General features: G+C 71.9%; 13 protein-coding genes and 1 tRNA gene. 7 read left to right on the plus strand and 7 right to left on the minus strand.

Annotated features, from left to right (window positions below):
• Positions 1 to 66: 66 nt before the first annotated feature.
• Both K6I33_RS18995 and K6I33_RS19000 read right to left on the minus strand, forming a co-directional pair.
• The gene (locus K6I33_RS18995; RefSeq protein WP_229353967.1) at positions 67 to 918 is read right to left on the minus strand and encodes a MurR/RpiR family transcriptional regulator; all 852 of its coding nucleotides are present in this window, start codon (positions 916 to 918) and stop codon (positions 67 to 69) included.
• Positions 919 to 1,010: 92 nt separating this feature from the next.
• Complete coding sequence (locus tag K6I33_RS19000; RefSeq protein WP_374285142.1) at positions 1,011 to 2,414, minus strand: acyl-CoA synthetase; 1,404 nt, start codon at positions 2,412 to 2,414, stop codon at positions 1,011 to 1,013.
• Between the two features lie 66 nt (positions 2,415 to 2,480).
• Here K6I33_RS19000 and K6I33_RS19005 point away from each other — a divergent pair, with 66 nt between their 5' ends.
• The gene (locus tag K6I33_RS19005) at positions 2,481 to 2,999 is read left to right on the plus strand and encodes a hypothetical protein (protein ID WP_229353971.1); all 519 of its coding nucleotides are present in this window, start codon (positions 2,481 to 2,483) and stop codon (positions 2,997 to 2,999) included.
• Positions 3,000 to 3,350: 351 nt separating this feature from the next.
• On the opposite strand, the gene K6I33_RS19010 is transcribed toward K6I33_RS19005, so the two are convergent.
• The gene (locus K6I33_RS19010; protein WP_229353975.1) at positions 3,351 to 4,748 is read right to left on the minus strand and encodes a cystathionine beta-synthase; all 1,398 of its coding nucleotides are present in this window, start codon (positions 4,746 to 4,748) and stop codon (positions 3,351 to 3,353) included.
• A gap of 213 nt (positions 4,749 to 4,961) precedes the next feature.
• On the opposite strand from K6I33_RS19010, the gene K6I33_RS19015 reads away from it, so the two are divergent.
• From K6I33_RS19015 to K6I33_RS19025, 3 genes are all read left to right on the plus strand, one after another.
• A complete protein-coding gene (locus K6I33_RS19015; protein WP_229353991.1) occupies positions 4,962 to 6,023 on the plus strand; it encodes an SGNH/GDSL hydrolase family protein in 1,062 nt (353 codons plus the stop codon).
• A gap of 41 nt (positions 6,024 to 6,064) precedes the next feature.
• A complete protein-coding gene (locus K6I33_RS19020; protein ID WP_229353977.1) occupies positions 6,065 to 7,285 on the plus strand; it encodes an acetyl-CoA C-acetyltransferase in 1,221 nt (406 codons plus the stop codon).
• Between the two features lie 341 nt (positions 7,286 to 7,626).
• Positions 7,627 to 8,436: a hypothetical protein gene (locus K6I33_RS19025; RefSeq protein ID WP_229353979.1), complete on the plus strand. Its 810-nt coding sequence runs from the start codon at positions 7,627 to 7,629 to the stop codon at positions 8,434 to 8,436.
• 53 nt (positions 8,437 to 8,489) lie between these two features.
• On the opposite strand, the gene K6I33_RS19030 is transcribed toward K6I33_RS19025, so the two are convergent.
• Complete coding sequence (locus K6I33_RS19030; RefSeq protein WP_229353981.1) at positions 8,490 to 8,816, minus strand: hypothetical protein; 327 nt, start codon at positions 8,814 to 8,816, stop codon at positions 8,490 to 8,492.
• 98 nt (positions 8,817 to 8,914) lie between these two features.
• Between K6I33_RS19030 and K6I33_RS19035 the strand changes: the two genes are divergently transcribed.
• On the plus strand, positions 8,915 to 9,145 hold the full coding sequence (locus K6I33_RS19035; RefSeq protein ID WP_229353983.1) for a DUF4287 domain-containing protein: 231 nt from the start codon (positions 8,915 to 8,917) through the stop codon (positions 9,143 to 9,145).
• Between the two features lie 104 nt (positions 9,146 to 9,249).
• Here K6I33_RS19035 and K6I33_RS19040 read toward each other — a convergent pair whose 3' ends face one another.
• Together K6I33_RS19040 and K6I33_RS19045 are read right to left on the minus strand one after the other, a co-directional pair.
• Positions 9,250 to 10,140: a Bax inhibitor-1/YccA family protein gene (locus K6I33_RS19040; RefSeq protein WP_229353985.1), complete on the minus strand. Its 891-nt coding sequence runs from the start codon at positions 10,138 to 10,140 to the stop codon at positions 9,250 to 9,252.
• Between the two features lie 209 nt (positions 10,141 to 10,349).
• A tRNA-Leu gene (locus K6I33_RS19045) sits at positions 10,350 to 10,432 on the minus strand.
• 436 nt (positions 10,433 to 10,868) lie between these two features.
• On the opposite strand from K6I33_RS19045, the gene K6I33_RS19050 reads away from it, so the two are divergent.
• A complete protein-coding gene (locus K6I33_RS19050; RefSeq protein WP_229353993.1) occupies positions 10,869 to 11,642 on the plus strand; it encodes an ABC transporter ATP-binding protein in 774 nt (257 codons plus the stop codon).
• Positions 11,643 to 11,676: 34 nt separating this feature from the next.
• The gene (locus K6I33_RS19055) at positions 11,677 to 14,196 is read left to right on the plus strand and encodes an ABC transporter permease (RefSeq protein ID WP_229353987.1); all 2,520 of its coding nucleotides are present in this window, start codon (positions 11,677 to 11,679) and stop codon (positions 14,194 to 14,196) included.
• A gap of 72 nt (positions 14,197 to 14,268) precedes the next feature.
• On the opposite strand, the gene K6I33_RS19060 is transcribed toward K6I33_RS19055, so the two are convergent.
• Positions 14,269 to 15,226 (minus strand): cyclopropane-fatty-acyl-phospholipid synthase family protein (locus K6I33_RS19060; protein ID WP_229353989.1); only part of this gene is annotated, 958 nt, incomplete at its 5' end.

Consider the following 15,226-nt stretch of genomic DNA (forward strand, 5'->3'; position numbering starts at 1 on the left):
CCCCCATTCAGGGGCTCCGCCCCCGGACCCCCGCTCCTCAAACGCCGGAGGGGCTGAATTCCCCCCTCACTCCACGAACAAGCCCCGCGCCGCCGCCTTCGCGTCGAACTCCTCCAGTCGCGCCTGCGCGTCCGGCAGCGCGTCGCACATCGCCTCCAGGAGCACCCGCCCCAGCAGCATCGGCGCGCACGCCGTGTCGAAGGCGAGGCCCGTGCCGACGGCGGCGGGCAGCAGGACGTCGCTGTGGCGGGCCACCGGCGCGAAGGTGGAGTCCGCGACGGTGACGACCGTCAGGCCCACCCCCCGCGCGTACTCCAGCGCCTCCACCACCTCGCGCGGATGCCTCGGCAGCGCGAAGCACAGCAGGGCGCTCGCCCCGGCGCGGACGGCCGCGTCGATGCGGTCGACGAGCAGCGTGCCGCCCTCGTCGAGGAGCCGTACGTCGGGGTGGACCTTGCGGGCGAAGTAGGCGAAGCCCGCCGCCTGGGCGGTCGCGGCCCGCAGGCCGAGGACCGGCAGCGGGCGCGACGCGGCCAGCAGCCGGCCGGCCCGGGCGACGGGCGACGGGTCGGCGAGCAGCGAGGCGAGGTGGCGGAGGTTGTCGATCTCGGCCTGCACGGCCTGCTGGTACTCGTTGTACGAGTCCTCGGCGGGCGCCTCGGCGGCCGGGACGACGTCGCGCAGATGGCGGCGGAGCGCGGGGTAGCCGTCGAAGCCGAGGGCGACCGCGAAGCGGGTCACCGACGGCTGGCTGACCCCGGCGAGCTCGGCGAGCTCCACGCTGGAGAGGAACGGCGCGTCGGCCGCGCGGCGCACCATGCAGTGGGCGATGCGGCGCTGCGTGGGCGTCAGCCGGTGTCCTTCGAAGAGCTTCTGCAGCCGCGCGGTGGCTTCCGGCTCGCCCCCGGTCTCGCTCATGAGCCCTCCTCGGTCAGTCATTCATCCGGCCCGTACCCTGCATGAAATTATGCAGGGTACGGCAGGGGACGGGTGCCTCGCGGCCCGGTGCCTCACAGCGGAGGCAGCAGCTTCTTCTGCGGCTTGCCCATCGCGTTGCGCGGCAACGCGTCCATGAAGCGGATCCGGCGCGGCCGCTTGTGCCCGGACAGATGGCCCGCCACAAAGTCGATCAGCGCCTTCTCGTCGATCCCGTCGGCCACCACATAGGCGACGATCTCCTGCCCCAGGTCGTCGTGCGGCAGCCCGACGACCGCCGCCTCGCGGACCGCCGGGTGGTCCAGCAGGGCGTTCTCGACCTCGCCCGCGCCGATCCGGTAGCCGCCGGACTTGATCAGGTCGGTGGAGGCCCGGCCGACGATGCGGTGGGTGCCGTCCGCCTCGATCGCGGCGATGTCGCCCGTGCGGAACCAGCCGTCGGCCGTGTACGCGGCCGCCGTCGCCTCCGGGCGGCCCAGGTAGCCGGCGAAGAGGGTCGGGCCGGACACCTCCAGCTCCCCGATGCCGCCCTCCTCCCCGGTCTCCACCACACGGGTGCGCACGCCCGGCAGCGGCAGCCCCACCGCGCCGGGGCGGCGCTCGCCGTCCGCGCGGGTGGAGACGGTGATCAGGGTCTCCGTCATGCCGTAGCGCTCGACGGGGCGTTGCCCGGTGAGCGCCTCCAGGTCGCGGAAGACGGGCGCGGGCAGGGCGGCGCTGCCCGACACCAGCAGCCGGGCCCCGGAGAGAGCGCGGGCGGCCGTGTGGTCGCGCACCACCCGCGACCAGACCGTCGGCACGCCGAAGTAGAGGCTGCCGCCCGCCGCCGCGTACGCCTCCGGCGTGGGACGGCCGGTGTGGACCAGCCGGCAGCCGGTGCGCAGGGCGCCCAGGACGCCCAGGACGAGGCCGTGCACATGAAAGAGCGGCAGCCCGTGGACGAGGGTGTCCTCGGCCGTCCACTTCCAGGCCTCGGCGAGCCCGTCCAGGCCCGCCGCGACGGCGCCGCGCGGGATGAGCGCGCCCTTGGGCGCGCCGGTGGTGCCGGAGGTGTAGAGCACGAAGGCGGTCGAGGCGGGGTCCGGCTCGGGCGCGGACCAGGTGCCGCGTTCCCGTATGTCCACGGGGACGTCCTCGCCGAGGATCAGTTCGGCGCCGGAGTCGCGCAGGATGTGGTCGCGCTCGGCGGGCCCGGCGTCCGGCGGCAGCGGTACGACGGGCACCCCGGCGAGCAGCCCGCCGACGACGGCCACCACGGTCCCGGGCTCCGCCACGGCCCGTACGGCCACCGACGGGGCCCCGGCGATCCGGGCCGCCACCGCGCCCGCCGCGCCCAGGAGTTCCTCCCGCGACATGGTCCGTCCCGCGATGGTGAGGGCGTCCGGGCGGTCGGCGGCGTCCGGCGCCACCAGGGACGACAGCAGGGGTTCGGGCACGGAATCGCTCCTTCCATGGGGCCCCGGTGGACCGGGGGGCATCCCCTCTGCGGATACGGGTGCTGGCCCCACTGACGCGGGGCACCCGCCGACCGTACCTTCGTGGCCATGATGGCCCGTGACACCGCTGCCCCGAAGGACCCCGGTCGCCCCGACGACCCCGCCCTCAGCCTGAAGAAGGACCCCGAGCTGCGCCGGGAGCTGGACGCGACCGCGCACACGCTCAAGGAGCTCGGGCCGGAGTACGAGGCGGAGCTCATCGACTCCTTCCTGGAGAAGGTCGGGGAGCGCATCGACCGGCGGATGGACGCCACGGCGGACCGCCAGGTGCGCCGTTATCTCGCCGAGCGGCAGATGAGCGCGGCGCGGAGTGCGGCGGGGCGGGGTGCGGGTGACGGGCCGTCACCGGCCCTCGGGAGCTTCGGGGAGCGCTTCGGCTTCGCGGCGCTGTCGCTGGTGCTGGCGGTGCCGCTGTCGGCGATCGCCGCGTACCAGGCGCATCTGGCGGGGCTGGTGGTGACCTGGGCGGGGATCGTGGGCGTCAATGTCGCCCAGGCGTCCCGGGGGGCCTGGCGGCGCCGGGCGAACGAACCGGAGCCGCCTTCCTCCGACGGGTGGGAGGCGTAAGCGTTCCGGTCACCCGCGGGCCGGTGGGGGCTTGTCGCGCAGTTCCCCGCGCCCCTTACGGGGCGCCCCGGCGGAGCATCGTCCGCAGCACCCGGAAAAACAGAGGGCGCGGGGGCCGCCGCACCCCGGCCGGAGCCGGGGTCGGGACGACGGCGGTCCCCGCGGAGGACACGGACCGGATCCCAGGTGACGGGAACCGGTGCCGCGTCCGGACGGCTCTGGAGTCCGGGAGCCGCTCCGGAGTTCCTGCCGCCTCGACACCCCCCACTATGCCGGTTCCGTGTTAAGTCCATGCTGCGCGCGCGTGACGCATACGTACCTTTTACGGACCGGTAGTTACCCCAATGAGCCTTACTTCGTTCCGCTGTTGCCGCCCTCGGCGAGGAACGCGAGCAGGTCCTGCCGGCTGACGACACCCTTCGGCTTGCCCTCGACGATCACGATGGCCGCGTCCGCCGTACCGAGGACGTTCATCAGGTCGCCGACCGGCTCGCCGGAGCCGACCTGCGGCAGCGGCGCGCTCATGTGCTTCTCCAGGGGGTCGGCAAGCGAGGCCCGCTGGGCGAACAGCGCGTCCAGCAGGTCGCGTTCGACGACCGAGCCGATGACCTCGGCGGCCATGACGTCGGGGTGACCGGCGCCGGGCTTGACGATGGGCATCTGCGAGACGCCGTACTCGCGCAGCACCTCGATGGCCTGGCCGACCGTCTCCTCGGGGTGCATGTGGACGAGCGAGGGGATGCCGCCGTCCTTGCGGCGCAGCACGTCGCCGACGCGGGCGGCGTCGCCGGGCTCCTCCAGGAAGCCGTAGTCGGCCATCCACTCGTCGTTGAAAATCTTGCTCAGGTAGCCGCGGCCGCTGTCCGGCAGCAGCACCACGACGACGTCGTCCTCGCCGAGGTCCTCCGCGGCGCGCAGGGCGCTGACGACCGCCATGCCGCAGGAGCCGCCGACCAGCAGACCCTCCTCCTTGGCGAGGCGGCGGGTCATCTGGAAGGCGTCCTTGTCGGAGACCGCGATGATCTCGTCCGTCACCGTGCCGTCGTAGGCGGAGGGCCAGAAGTCCTCGCCGACGCCCTCGATCAGGTACGGGCGGCCCGAACCGCCGCTGTAGACCGAGCCCTCGGGGTCGGAGCCGATGACCTTGACCTTGCCGCCGCTGACCTCCTTCAGGTACCGGCCGGTGCCGCTGATCGTGCCGCCGGTGCCCACGCCCGCGACGAAGTGGGTGATCTTCCCCTCGGTCTGCTCCCAGAGCTCCGGACCGGTGGAGTGGTAGTGCGAGAGCGGGTTGTTGGGGTTGCTGTACTGGTCGGGCTTCCAGGCGTTGGGCGTCTCGCGCACCAGGCGGTCGGAGACGTTGTAGTACGAGTCCGGGTGCTCCGGGTCGACCGCGGTCGGGCAGACGACGACCTCGGCCCCGTACGCCCGCAGTACGTTGATCTTGTCCTGGGAAACCTTGTCAGGGCAGACGAAGATGCACTTGTAGCCCTTCTGCTGCGCCACGATCGCGAGACCCACGCCCGTGTTGCCCGAGGTGGGCTCCACGATCGTGCCGCCCGGCTTGAGCTCGCCGGACTTCTCGGCCGCCTCGATCATCCGCACGGCGATGCGGTCCTTCACCGATCCACCGGGGTTGAAGTACTCCACCTTGGCGAGGACGGTCGCCTTGATGCCTTCGGTCACATGGTTGAGCTTCACGAGCGGGGTGTTGCCAACGAGCTCAATCATCGAATCGTGATACTGCACGGTGATCTCCGCGGTCGGGGGCACTAGCGGTCGTCGCGTGCCCATACCGCCAGCCTAGAGCGCCCGCGACCGCTCCAACGGCGCGTTGCGGAGGCGAGTGAGCGGGGCAACCTGCTCATAGCGCGCACTGGCAAGGGCGCGCCGGATTCATGAAGCTTTTGTGAAGCGTTTGTGAACCGGTTCTCGGAGCGCTGAGGAGGCTGTCCGGTGTCCATGCTGAGGGCGAGGGCCGCGCGGCGGATCGCGGCCGCTGCGGCGTACGGAGGCGGCGGGGTCGGCCTGCTCGGCGGAGCGGTGCTCGGGGTGCTGCTCACGGAGGTGGCGCTGGCCCGCCGGGTCGTCGGCGGGGCCGGCGGGGCACCGCCGCACGCGGACGGCAGCTACGGCTCCGCGTTCACGCTCGGGCCGGTGCGGGAGCCGCTGCTGCTGGGCGTGCTGGGCGACTCCACGGCGGCCGGCCAGGGGGTGCACCGGCCCCGGCAGACCCCGGGCGCGCTGCTGGCCTCGGGGCTCGCGGCGGTCGCGGAACGCCCCGTGGAGCTGCGCAACGTGGCACTGTCCGGGGCGCAGTCCTACGACCTGGAGCGGCAGGTCACCCAGATCCTCTGCGACCCGGAGCGGGTCCCGGACGTCTGCGTGATCATGATCGGGGCGAACGACGTCACCCACCGGGTGCCCGCCGCCCGCTCCGTCCGGCTGCTCACGGAGGCCGTGCGCAGACTGCGGGAGGCGGGGTGCGAGGTGGTGGTCGGCACCTGCCCCGACCTGGGCACGATCGAGCCCGTCTACCAGCCGCTGCGCTGGCTGGCGCGGCGGCTGAGCCGGCAGCTGGCGGCGGCGCAGACGATCGGGGTGCTGTCGGCGGGCGGCCGGACGGTCTCGCTGGGCGATCTGCTGGGGCCGGAGTTCGAGGCCAACCCCCGGGAGCTGTTCGGGCCCGACAACTACCACCCCTCGGCCGAGGGTTACGCGACGGCGGCCATGGCCGTGCTGCCCACGCTCTGCGCGACGCTGGGGCTCTGGCCGGAGGACGAGCGGCCGGACGCGGCGCGCCGCGAGGGCATCCTGCCGCTGGCCCGGGCGGCCGCCGAGGCGGCCGCGGAGGGCGGCACGGAGGTCACGGCGCGGGGCCGCTGGGCACTGCTCAAGCACCGCAAGCGGCGGCGGCTGCCGACGGGGGCGGAGGCCGTTCCGGACGGGGAACGGCCCGCCCATACTGGAAAGAGTCCGGCGTCACAGCCCGGAGACCGTGACCCGGGGCGTACTTGCGGGTAACTTCCGGGGAGTCTTCGTTCCCGCGCAACTGGAGCCGTGTGATGCCCGAAGCCGTGATCGTCTCTACCGCCCGCTCCCCCATCGGTCGCGCCTTCAAGGGCTCCCTGAAGGAGCTGCGGCCCGACGACCTCACCGCCACGATCATCCAGGCCGCGCTCGCCAAGGTCCCCGGGCTCGACCCGCGCGAGATCGACGACCTGATGCTCGGCTGCGGTCTGCCCGGCGGCGAGCAGGGCCACAACCTGGCGCGCATCGTGGCCGTGCAGATGGGCATGGACCACCTGCCCGCCACCACGATCACCCGCTACTGCGCCTCGTCCCTCCAGACCTCCCGGATGGCGCTCCACGCCATCAAGGCCGGCGAGGGCGACGTCTTCATCTCGGCGGGCGTCGAGATGGTCTCCCGCTCCGTCAACGGCTCCTCCGACGGCATGCCTGGCACCCACAACCCGCTCTTCGCCGACGCCGAGGCCCGCACGGCCGCCCGCGCCGAGCAGGGCGGCGAGGGCTGGCACGACCCGCGCGAGGACGGCCTGGTCCCGGACGCGTACATAGCGATGGGCCAGACCGCCGAGAACCTGGCTCGCCTCAAGGGCGTCACCCGCCAGGAGATGGACGAGTTCGGCGTCCGCTCGCAGAACCTCGCCGAGGAAGCCATCAAGAAGGGCTTCTGGCAGCGCGAGATCACCCCGGTGACGCTGCCCGACGGCACGGTCGTGTCGCAGGACGACGGCCCCCGCGCGGGCGTCACCCTGGAGGGCGTCGCGGGCCTCAAGCCCGCCTTCCGCCCCGACGGCCTGATCACGGCGGCCAACTGCTGCCCGCTCAACGACGGCGCCGCCGCCGTGGTGATCATGTCCGACACCAAGGCGCGCGAGCTGGGCCTGACCCCGCTGGCCCGGATCGTCTCGACGGGCGTCTCCGCGCTCTCCCCCGAGATCATGGGCTACGGCCCGGTGGCGGCCAGCGAGCAGGCGCTGCGACGGGCGGGGCTGACCATCGGCGACATCGACCTGGTCGAGATCAACGAGGCGTTCGCCGCGCAGGTCATCCCCTCCTACCGCGACCTGGGCATCGACATCGACAAGCTGAACGTCAACGGCGGCGCCATCGCCGTCGGCCACCCCTTCGGCATGACGGGCGCCCGCATCACGGGCACCCTCATCAACTCGCTCCAGTTCCACGACAAGCAGTTCGGCCTGGAGACGATGTGCGTGGGCGGCGGCCAGGGCATGGCGATGGTGATCGAGCGGCTGAGCTGAGCCGCAGCGGAGGGCAGGGGCCGCCCGAGGCACGAGGGCGGCACCTGCCCTCAGCGAAGGCGAAGCTCAGCGCGACCAAAAGCACGAGCGGCTGAGCCAGTCGGCAAGCGGCACTTGCCAACAGCAGTCTTCGGCCACCTTGCCGAAACGTGACCGAATCTCCCCCAGGATGTGACCAACGTCCCGGGGGAGATTCGTTTCCCCAGGTCAGAGTGGTTGAAGGAACAACGTCCGGGCCCTTGGTCCCGTCCGTTTACTGACGTTTTGCACTGTGGGCCTCCGGAGGCATGCGCGAAGCTGAGGTAGGAATTCGGGGGATCCAAGCAACCGGGAGTACGTCAGTGAGCGCCATGTCCCTTGCCCTGCTGCTGGGCGCTGCCGCCGCCACGGCCGCGGGCGCCGCCGCCCTGCACAGCACTCGCGGTCTGCGCCGGCAGATCACCGCCCTGCGCGAGGAACTGGCCGCCGCCACGGCCGGCGCCGACGCGCGCGGTGCCGTGCCCGCCGCCCGTACCGCCCCCGTGGCCGAGCTCTCCGAGATACGCGCGGCCGTCGCCGACGCCCTCGCGGAGGAGCGGGAGCGCGAGCTGGCCGAGGCCCGGGCGTTCTGGGCCGCCCAGGAGGCCCGTGACCTCACCGGGGCCGCCGACGCGCCCTCTCTGCCGGTCGTCCTGCCCGGCCTCGACGACCCCCTGTTCCTGCCCCGCCAGGCCGACCTCGCCGGGCTGGACTTCGCCGGGCTGGACCCGCTGGCCGACCTCGAGGCGGAGGCCGCGGACTCCCCCGAGCTGGCGGCGGCCCGCCGCCGCCACCCCTCGCACCCCGACTTCACCCCCATGACCTCGGCCGTCACCGACCACGAGCGCACGGTCGAGCGCCTCACCGAGCTCGCCGACGACTGCGTGCCGCTCACGGACGTCCGCCCCGGCCCGCTGGGCACCCTGGACGTCTATGTCTTCGCCGACGGCACCACGGTCTGCATGACCCCCGGGCACCGCGAGACCGCCGAGCGCCTCGCCGAGGCCCTGCGGGCCGGTGACGCGCCGGTCCTGCTGGGCGGCTCCGGGGTCTCCGGCGCCTACGCCCTGACCTTCGAGTGCGCGTCGGGCACGGTCTACGTCCTGGCCGACCGCGTCATCGCCTCCCTGTAGCGGCCCGGCGGCCCGGCGACTCAGCGGCCCGCAGGGGCCGGCGGCCGGGCCCGTCAGAGCCCGCAGCGCCCCGCGGCCTCCTCGATCAGTCCCACGGCCCGGGCCACCCCTTCCGTGACCCCGCCGGAGGCGAGCAGCGCTTCGGCCAAATCATGGCCGGCCACCGCCACTTGGTCGGCCACCGCGAACATTCCCGCGTCCGGCATCTCCCGTACCGCCGGGGCGTCCGGCTCCTCGATCCGCTGGGTCCACGCGGCCAGCTCACGGGCCAGGGCCAGCGCTTCCGCCGCCGCACCCCGGCTCAGCCGGGACTGCGGCAGGGTCCGCAGCCGGTCGGCGAAGGTGTCCACGGCGGCCAGAAGAGGCGTCACATCATCCACGCCATGAGACTATGCGCCGCCCACCGACTGTTGCCAATGCTTGAACACTCGGGCACGGTGACATGAAGGACCATCATTCGACGCGTCCGGAGGCGCCGATGTCCCATGTCTTCTCCGACGAGACCCACCGGAACCTGCTCTCCCGAATCCCCCAGTGCACCGGCCGCGAAGTAGCGGACTGGCTGCGTACGGTCGAAGAAGGCCCCTCCCTGTTCCGTTTCGAGGAGAAGGTCAGCTGGCTGCGCGGTGAGCACAATCTCGCTTACGGCCACGCGAAGGCCATCGTCCACGAGTACGACCTCCGACGAGCGGCGCGAAAGCTGGGCTGAGCCACGCGCCCCGCGGGAACGGAACAGGCCCGGGAAGGCGTCGCCTTCCCGGGCCCTGTCATCCCCGTCCGCACGGATATATCCATGCGGAGCGTGCGGAGGTATTAGTCGTTGTTCAGGATCGCGATGATCCGGAGGATCTCCGTGTAGATCCAGACGAGCGACAGCGTCAGGCCGAAGGCCGCCAGCCAGGACTCCTCGCGGGGAGCGCCATAGGCCACGCCGTCCTCGATCTGCTTGAAGTCCAGCGCCAGGTAGGCCGCGCCCAGCAGCACACCGACGACGCCGACCGCGATACCGAGACCACCGCTGCGGAAGCCCAGACCGTCACCGCCGCCGAAGACCGCGAACAGGGAGTTCGCGACCATCAGCAGGAGGAAGCCGATCGAGGCGCCGATGACGAAGCGGGTGAAACGGCGGTCGACCCGGATGATCCGGGTGCGGTAGGCGATCAGGACACCCGCGAAGACGGCCATCGTGCCGAGCACGGCCTGCATCGGGGCGCCGTAGGCGACCGCGTTGTAGTACTTGCTGATCACACCGAGGAAGAGACCCTCGAAGGCCGCGTAGGCCAGGATCAGCGCCGGGGAGGGCTTGGCCTTGAACGACTGGACCAGGCCCAGGACCATGGCGACGATCGCGGCGCCGAAGCCCACGCCGACGGGCAGCGAGAGCGCCCAGGCGGCGCCGGCCGCGACGATCACCGTGCCCAGCGTGATGCCGGTCCGCGTGACGACGTCGTCGATCGTCATCCGGCCGGTGGCCCGCGCCGGGGCCTGCGGGTGGCCCTGCTGGAGATCCGGCCCGCCCTGCGCGTACGGGTTCGTCGCGTAGGGGTTGCTGGGCTGGGCGTACGGGCTCCCGGCATACGGATTGTTCGCGTACGGGTTCCCCTGGGACGCGGCCCCGGCCTGCGCCCCCGCGTCGAAGCCCGCGTAACCGCTGGTGTCGCGGCTGAACCCCCGTCGCGAGAAGACCGGGTTGCTGCTCCTCATCTCACTCCTCCATGGCCACCCTGCGCGGCCTTGGCGTCAAGGGTAATAGGGGGGCAAAGAAAAGGCCCTCCTGCTACGGGACGATCTTTTCTCTGCCGGACCCCGTACCGGACAACGCGAACCGGTGGCGACCGGTTCCGGGAGAACCGCGAAATGCGGCACTCTTAACGCGATGGCGACGCCAATAGGCGGCTCGCGAAGTGATGAGGTGCCCGGAGCCGGACTTGAACCGGCACGGCCCGAAGGGCCAGCGAGGTTTAAGCTCGCCGTGTCTGCATTCCACCATCCGGGCGGGGGGCTCTCGGGCAGCCCGGCGGTGAGGCGCGCGAGCCTCCCCTCGGAGGAGAGCAGCACGAGCCTAGCCGGGGCACGCCCCCCAAACAGCGGAACATGGACCCGAGGTTGTCTTATTTTATTGGCAACTGAGCCCCCATCAGTGCTGGGATGACGCCGTTGGCACATGCCAGGGGCCGATCTCCGCCGTTCACCACCCCACCCCCACAAGCAACCGGAATTGTCGCAATCTCGTCGCCCTCGGTAAGGGTCGGTCTCCTACCCAGGGATGACAGGGCGCTCCCGGCATACCTCCGGAGGCTGTCCCGGGAACCGGAGCTACGGCTGATCCGGGCGGCCGAAGCACGCCGGACCATGGTGGATGTGCCCTGATTCCGCGGACGACGCGTCCCGGAGCCCGCCGTCCCGACAGGAGACCCCCCACCGTGACCACCATGCCCTTCGGCGCCCCGACCGCCGTCCGCAGCACCGCTGTGGCCGCCCGCGCCACGGACCTGACCAAGGTCTACGGCCAGGGTGAGACCCAGGTGGTCGCCCTGGACGCCGTCTCCGTGGACTTCCGGCAGGCCGAGTTCACCGCGATCATGGGCCCCTCGGGCTCCGGCAAGTCCACGCTCATGCACTGCATGGCCGGCCTGGACAGCGTCTCCGGCGGCTCGGCCCGCATCGGCGACGTCGAGCTCACCGCCCTGAACGACAAGAAGCTCACCCGGCTCCGCCGCGACAAGATCGGCTTCATCTTCCAGGCCTTCAACCTGCTGCCGACGCTCACCGCCCTGGAGAACATCACGCTCCCCATGGACATCGCCGGCCGCAAGCCCGACCAGCAGTGGCTCGACATGGTCGTCGACACCGTCGGCCTGTCCGGGCGCCTCAAGCACCGCCCGAACCAGCTCTCCGGCGGTCAGCAGCAGCGCGTCGCCGTGGCCCGCGCCCTGGCGGGCCGGCCGGAGATCATGTTCGCCGACGAGCCCACCGGCAACCTCGACTCCCGCTCCGGCGCCGAGGTCCTCGGCTTCCTGCGCAACTCCGTGCGCGAGCTCGGCCAGACGGTCGTCATGGTCACCCACGACCCCGTCGCCGCCTCCTACGCGGACCGTGTGATCTTCCTGGCCGACGGCCGGATCGTCGACGAGATGCGCGAGCCCACCGCCGACGCCGTGCTCGACCGCATGAAGCGGTTCGACGCCAAGGGCCGCACGAGCTGATCCCCGCCGGACTCGAAACTCAGGACTGAACCCCATGTTCCGCACCGCGCTGCGCAATGTGCTCGCGCACAAGGCCCGGCTGCTGATGACCGTCCTCGCCGTCATGCTCGGCGTGGCCTTCGTCTCCGGCACCCTGGTCTTCACCTCGACCATCTCCGACGCCTTCCAGAAGAGCTCCCAAAAGGGCTTCACGAACGTCGACGTCGCCGTCCAGCCCCACAAGGAGAGCGGTGACAGGAGCGTCCCCGGCGCCGCCCCCCGGCTGACGCAGGACCTCCTCGACCGGGCCGCCAAGGTCCCCGGCGCCGCCTCCGCCACCGGCTCCGTCAGCGGCTTCGCGGCGATCGCCGACAAGAAGGGCAAGCTGATAGGCGAGGGCTTCTCCTCGTCCGGCGCCAACTACTACGCGGGCCAGGGCGGCAAGGACGCCCGCTACCCGCTGAAGTCCGGCCGCGCGCCCCGGGCCGCCGGTGAGATCGCCCTCGACGCGAAGACCGCCGACCGGGCCGGTTACAAGGTCGGCGACACCGTCCGGATCTCCGTCGACGGCCCCGTGCTCCAGCAGAAGCTGACGGGCGTCTTCACCACCGACGACGGCAACGTCTCCGCCGGCGGCAGCCTCGCCCTGTTCGACACCGCCACCGCGCAGAAGCTCTACGGCAAGCCCGGCGGCTTCGACGAGATCGACGTCAAGGCCGCCGCGGGCACCTCTCAGGCCGCCCTGAAGTCCTCGGTCGAGAAGATCCTCCCCAAGGACACCGAGGCCACCACCGGCAAGCAGCTCGCGGACGAGCAGAGCCGGATGATCTCCCAGTCCATGGACGGCATGCGGACCACCCTGCTGGTCTTCGCGGGCATCGCCCTGTTCGTCGGCATCTTCATCATCGCCAACACCTTCACCATGCTGGTCGCCCAGCGCACCAAGGAGCTGGCCCTGCTGCGCGCCGTCGGCGCGAGCCGCCGCCAGGTCACCCGCTCGGTGCTCATCGAGGCGTTCGTCGTGGGCACGGTCGCCGGTGTGACCGGCCTCGTCGCCGGCATCGGCATCGGCGCCGGCCTGCGGTCGCTGATCGGCGGCACGGGCGCCACCATCCCGGACGGCCCGCTGGTCATCTCCCCCAGCACCATCCTGGTCTCGATGGTCGTCGGCATCGTCGTCACCATGCTCGCCGCCTGGCTGCCCGGCCGCCGCGCCGCGAAGATCCCCCCGGTCGCCGCGATGAACAGCGTCCACGCCGTGGCCACCACCAAGTCCCTGGTCGTGCGCAACTCCATCGGTGGCGTCATCAGCGCCCTCGGTGCCGCGCTCGTCCTGACCGCCACCAGCTCGACCATGATGGGCCTGGGCGCGGGCCTGGTCCTCATCGGCGTGTTCGTGCTGACGCCGCTGCTGTCCCGCCCGGTGATCGCAGCAGCGGCGCCGCTGCTGCGCCCCTTCGGGATGCCCGGCAAGCTCGCCCGGCAGAACGCGGTCCGCAACCCCCGCCGCACCGCCGCCACCGCCTCCGCGCTGATGATCGGCCTCACCCTGATCACCGGTCTGACCGTGATCGCCGGCAGCATGCAGCAGGCCATCGACAAGATGGCCACGGGCGCCCTCAAGGCCGACTACGTCGTCTCCATGGCCAGCATGACCCCGCTGTCCACCGATGTGGAGAAGACGCTCGCCGGCCACCCGGACGTCGTCGCCGCCAGCCCGCTGCGCTCCTCCCCGGCCCGTATCGACGGCGACCACCAGAGCCTCACGGGCGTCAACGGCAAGACCATCGGGCAGCTGACGAACCTCGACTTCACGTCGGGCTCGTTCGCCGGCCTCTCCGGTGACAAGGTCGTCGTGGACGACGCCACGGCCCGCAGCAACCACTGGAAGCAGGGCTCCTCCTTCGACGTCACCTTCGAGGACGGCAAGAAGGGCAAGCTGACGGTCGGCGGCGTCTTCAAGGGCAACGACCTGATGCGCGGCATCTGGATCGACACCCCGACCCTGGCCCCCCACCAGAAGCAGGTCGACGACCGCCAGGTGATGGTCAAGGTCAAGGGCGGCGCCGGCGAGAAGGTCAAGGACTCCCTCGCCAAGGCCCTCGGCGACAACCCCGCCATCCAGATCCAGACCAAGCAGGACATCTCCAACGGCATCTCCAAGGCCATCGGCCTGCTGCTGAACATGCTCTACGGCCTGCTGGCCATGGCCGTCGTCGTCGCCGTCCTCGGCGTCATCAACACCCTGGCGATGTCCGTCTTCGAGCGTCAGCAGGAGATCGGCATGCTCCGTGCCATCGGCCTGGACCGCAAGGGCATCAAGCGGATGGTCCGCCTGGAGTCGCTGATCATCTCGCTCTTCGGCGGTGTGATGGGCATCGGCCTGGGCGTCTTCTTCGGCTGGGCCGCGGGCGATCTCATCAAGAAGGCCGTGAGCACCTACGAGCTGGTGCTCCCCTGGGGCCGGATGGGCGTCTTCCTGCTGCTGGCCGCCGTGGTCGGCGTGCTGGCCGCGCTGTGGCCCGCCCGCCGGGCGGCCAAGCTCAACATGCTGTCGGCCATCAAGGCCGAGTAGCGACAGCCGCGTCCGCCGACGGCAAGGGCCCGGTCCGGGTTTCGGACCGGGCCCTTGCGCTGTGCCGCGGTCTCAGTTCCAGTCGCGGGTGCGCAGCGGCAGCCCTGACGCCCCGGACTCGGGCGTGCGGATCGCCAGCACCTGGTTGACGCCGATGCGGTTGCGCTCGAAGGCCAGCGCGGAGGCGGCCATGTAGAGCCGCCAGACGCGGGCGCGGCCCGGTGAGGTCAGCCGCACGGCCTCGTCCCACTGGGCCTCCAGGTTGGCCACCCAGCGCCGCAGGGTGAGCGCGTAGTGCTCGCGCAGCGCCTCGACGTCCCGGACCTCGAAGCCGGCCTCCTCCAGCTGGGCCACGGTCCGGCCGACGGGCGCGAGCTCGCCGTCGGGGAAGACGTAGCGGTCGATGAACTCGTCGACCCGGTAGCCGCCCTCGTCCCGCAGCGGGCGGCGGGCGATCTGGTGGTTGAGCAGCCGGCCGCCGGGCCGCAGCAGGGCGTACAGGTCGGCGGCGTACCCGGCGTAGCGCGCGGAGCCGACGTGCTCGGCCATGCCGATGGAGGAGACGGCGTCGAAGGGCCCGTCGGAGACCTCGCGGTAGTCCTGGACGCGCACCTCTATGCGGTCCGCCAGACCGGCCCCTGCGACCCGCTTGCGGGCGTAGGCGGCCTGCTCCTCGGAGAGGGTGACGGCGACGACGTCCACGCCGTACTCGCGGGCGGCGTGGAGGGCCATCGAGCCCCAGCCGCAGCCGACGTCGAGCAGCCGCATTCCGGGTTTGAGACCCAGCTTGCGGCAAACAAGGTCGAGCTTGGCCCGCTGGGCCTCCTCAAGGGTCGACTCGGGACTCTCCCAGTAGGCGCAGGAGTAGACCATGGACGGGCCGAGGACGTGCTCGTAGAAGGCGTTGCCGACGTCGTAGTGGTGGCTGATGGCCTGCCTGTCGCGGCGCAGGGAGTGGAGGGGGCCGCCGCCCCGGCGGGCCTCCTCGGCGGGCGGCGCGGGCGGCGGGAGGGGCCCGGTGAGCCTCAGC

The sequence above is a fragment of the Streptomyces sp. UNOB3_S3 genome (genome assembly GCF_020740895.1).
Taxonomy (GTDB): Bacteria; Actinomycetota; Actinomycetes; order Streptomycetales; family Streptomycetaceae; genus Streptomyces.

Bases quoted from the DNA above. Each gene is read 5' to 3' on its own strand.
- K6I33_RS18995 (WP_229353967.1), bottom strand. From the start codon at position 918: ATGAGCGAGACCGGGGGCGAGCCGGAAGCCACCGCGCGGCTGCAGAAG.
- K6I33_RS19000 (WP_374285142.1), bottom strand. From the start codon at position 2,414: ATGCCCCCCGGTCCACCGGGGCCCCATGGAAGGAGCGATTCCGTGCCC.
- K6I33_RS19005 (WP_229353971.1), top strand. From the start codon at position 2,481: ATGATGGCCCGTGACACCGCTGCCCCGAAGGACCCCGGTCGCCCCGAC.
- K6I33_RS19015 (WP_229353991.1), top strand. From the start codon at position 4,962: ATGCTGAGGGCGAGGGCCGCGCGGCGGATCGCGGCCGCTGCGGCGTAC.
- K6I33_RS19020 (WP_229353977.1), top strand. From the start codon at position 6,065: ATGCCCGAAGCCGTGATCGTCTCTACCGCCCGCTCCCCCATCGGTCGC.
- K6I33_RS19035 (WP_229353983.1), top strand. From the start codon at position 8,915: ATGTCCCATGTCTTCTCCGACGAGACCCACCGGAACCTGCTCTCCCGA.
- K6I33_RS19040 (WP_229353985.1), bottom strand. From the start codon at position 10,140: ATGAGGAGCAGCAACCCGGTCTTCTCGCGACGGGGGTTCAGCCGCGAC.
- K6I33_RS19050 (WP_229353993.1), top strand. From the start codon at position 10,869: ATGCCCTTCGGCGCCCCGACCGCCGTCCGCAGCACCGCTGTGGCCGCC.
- K6I33_RS19055 (WP_229353987.1), top strand. From the start codon at position 11,677: ATGTTCCGCACCGCGCTGCGCAATGTGCTCGCGCACAAGGCCCGGCTG.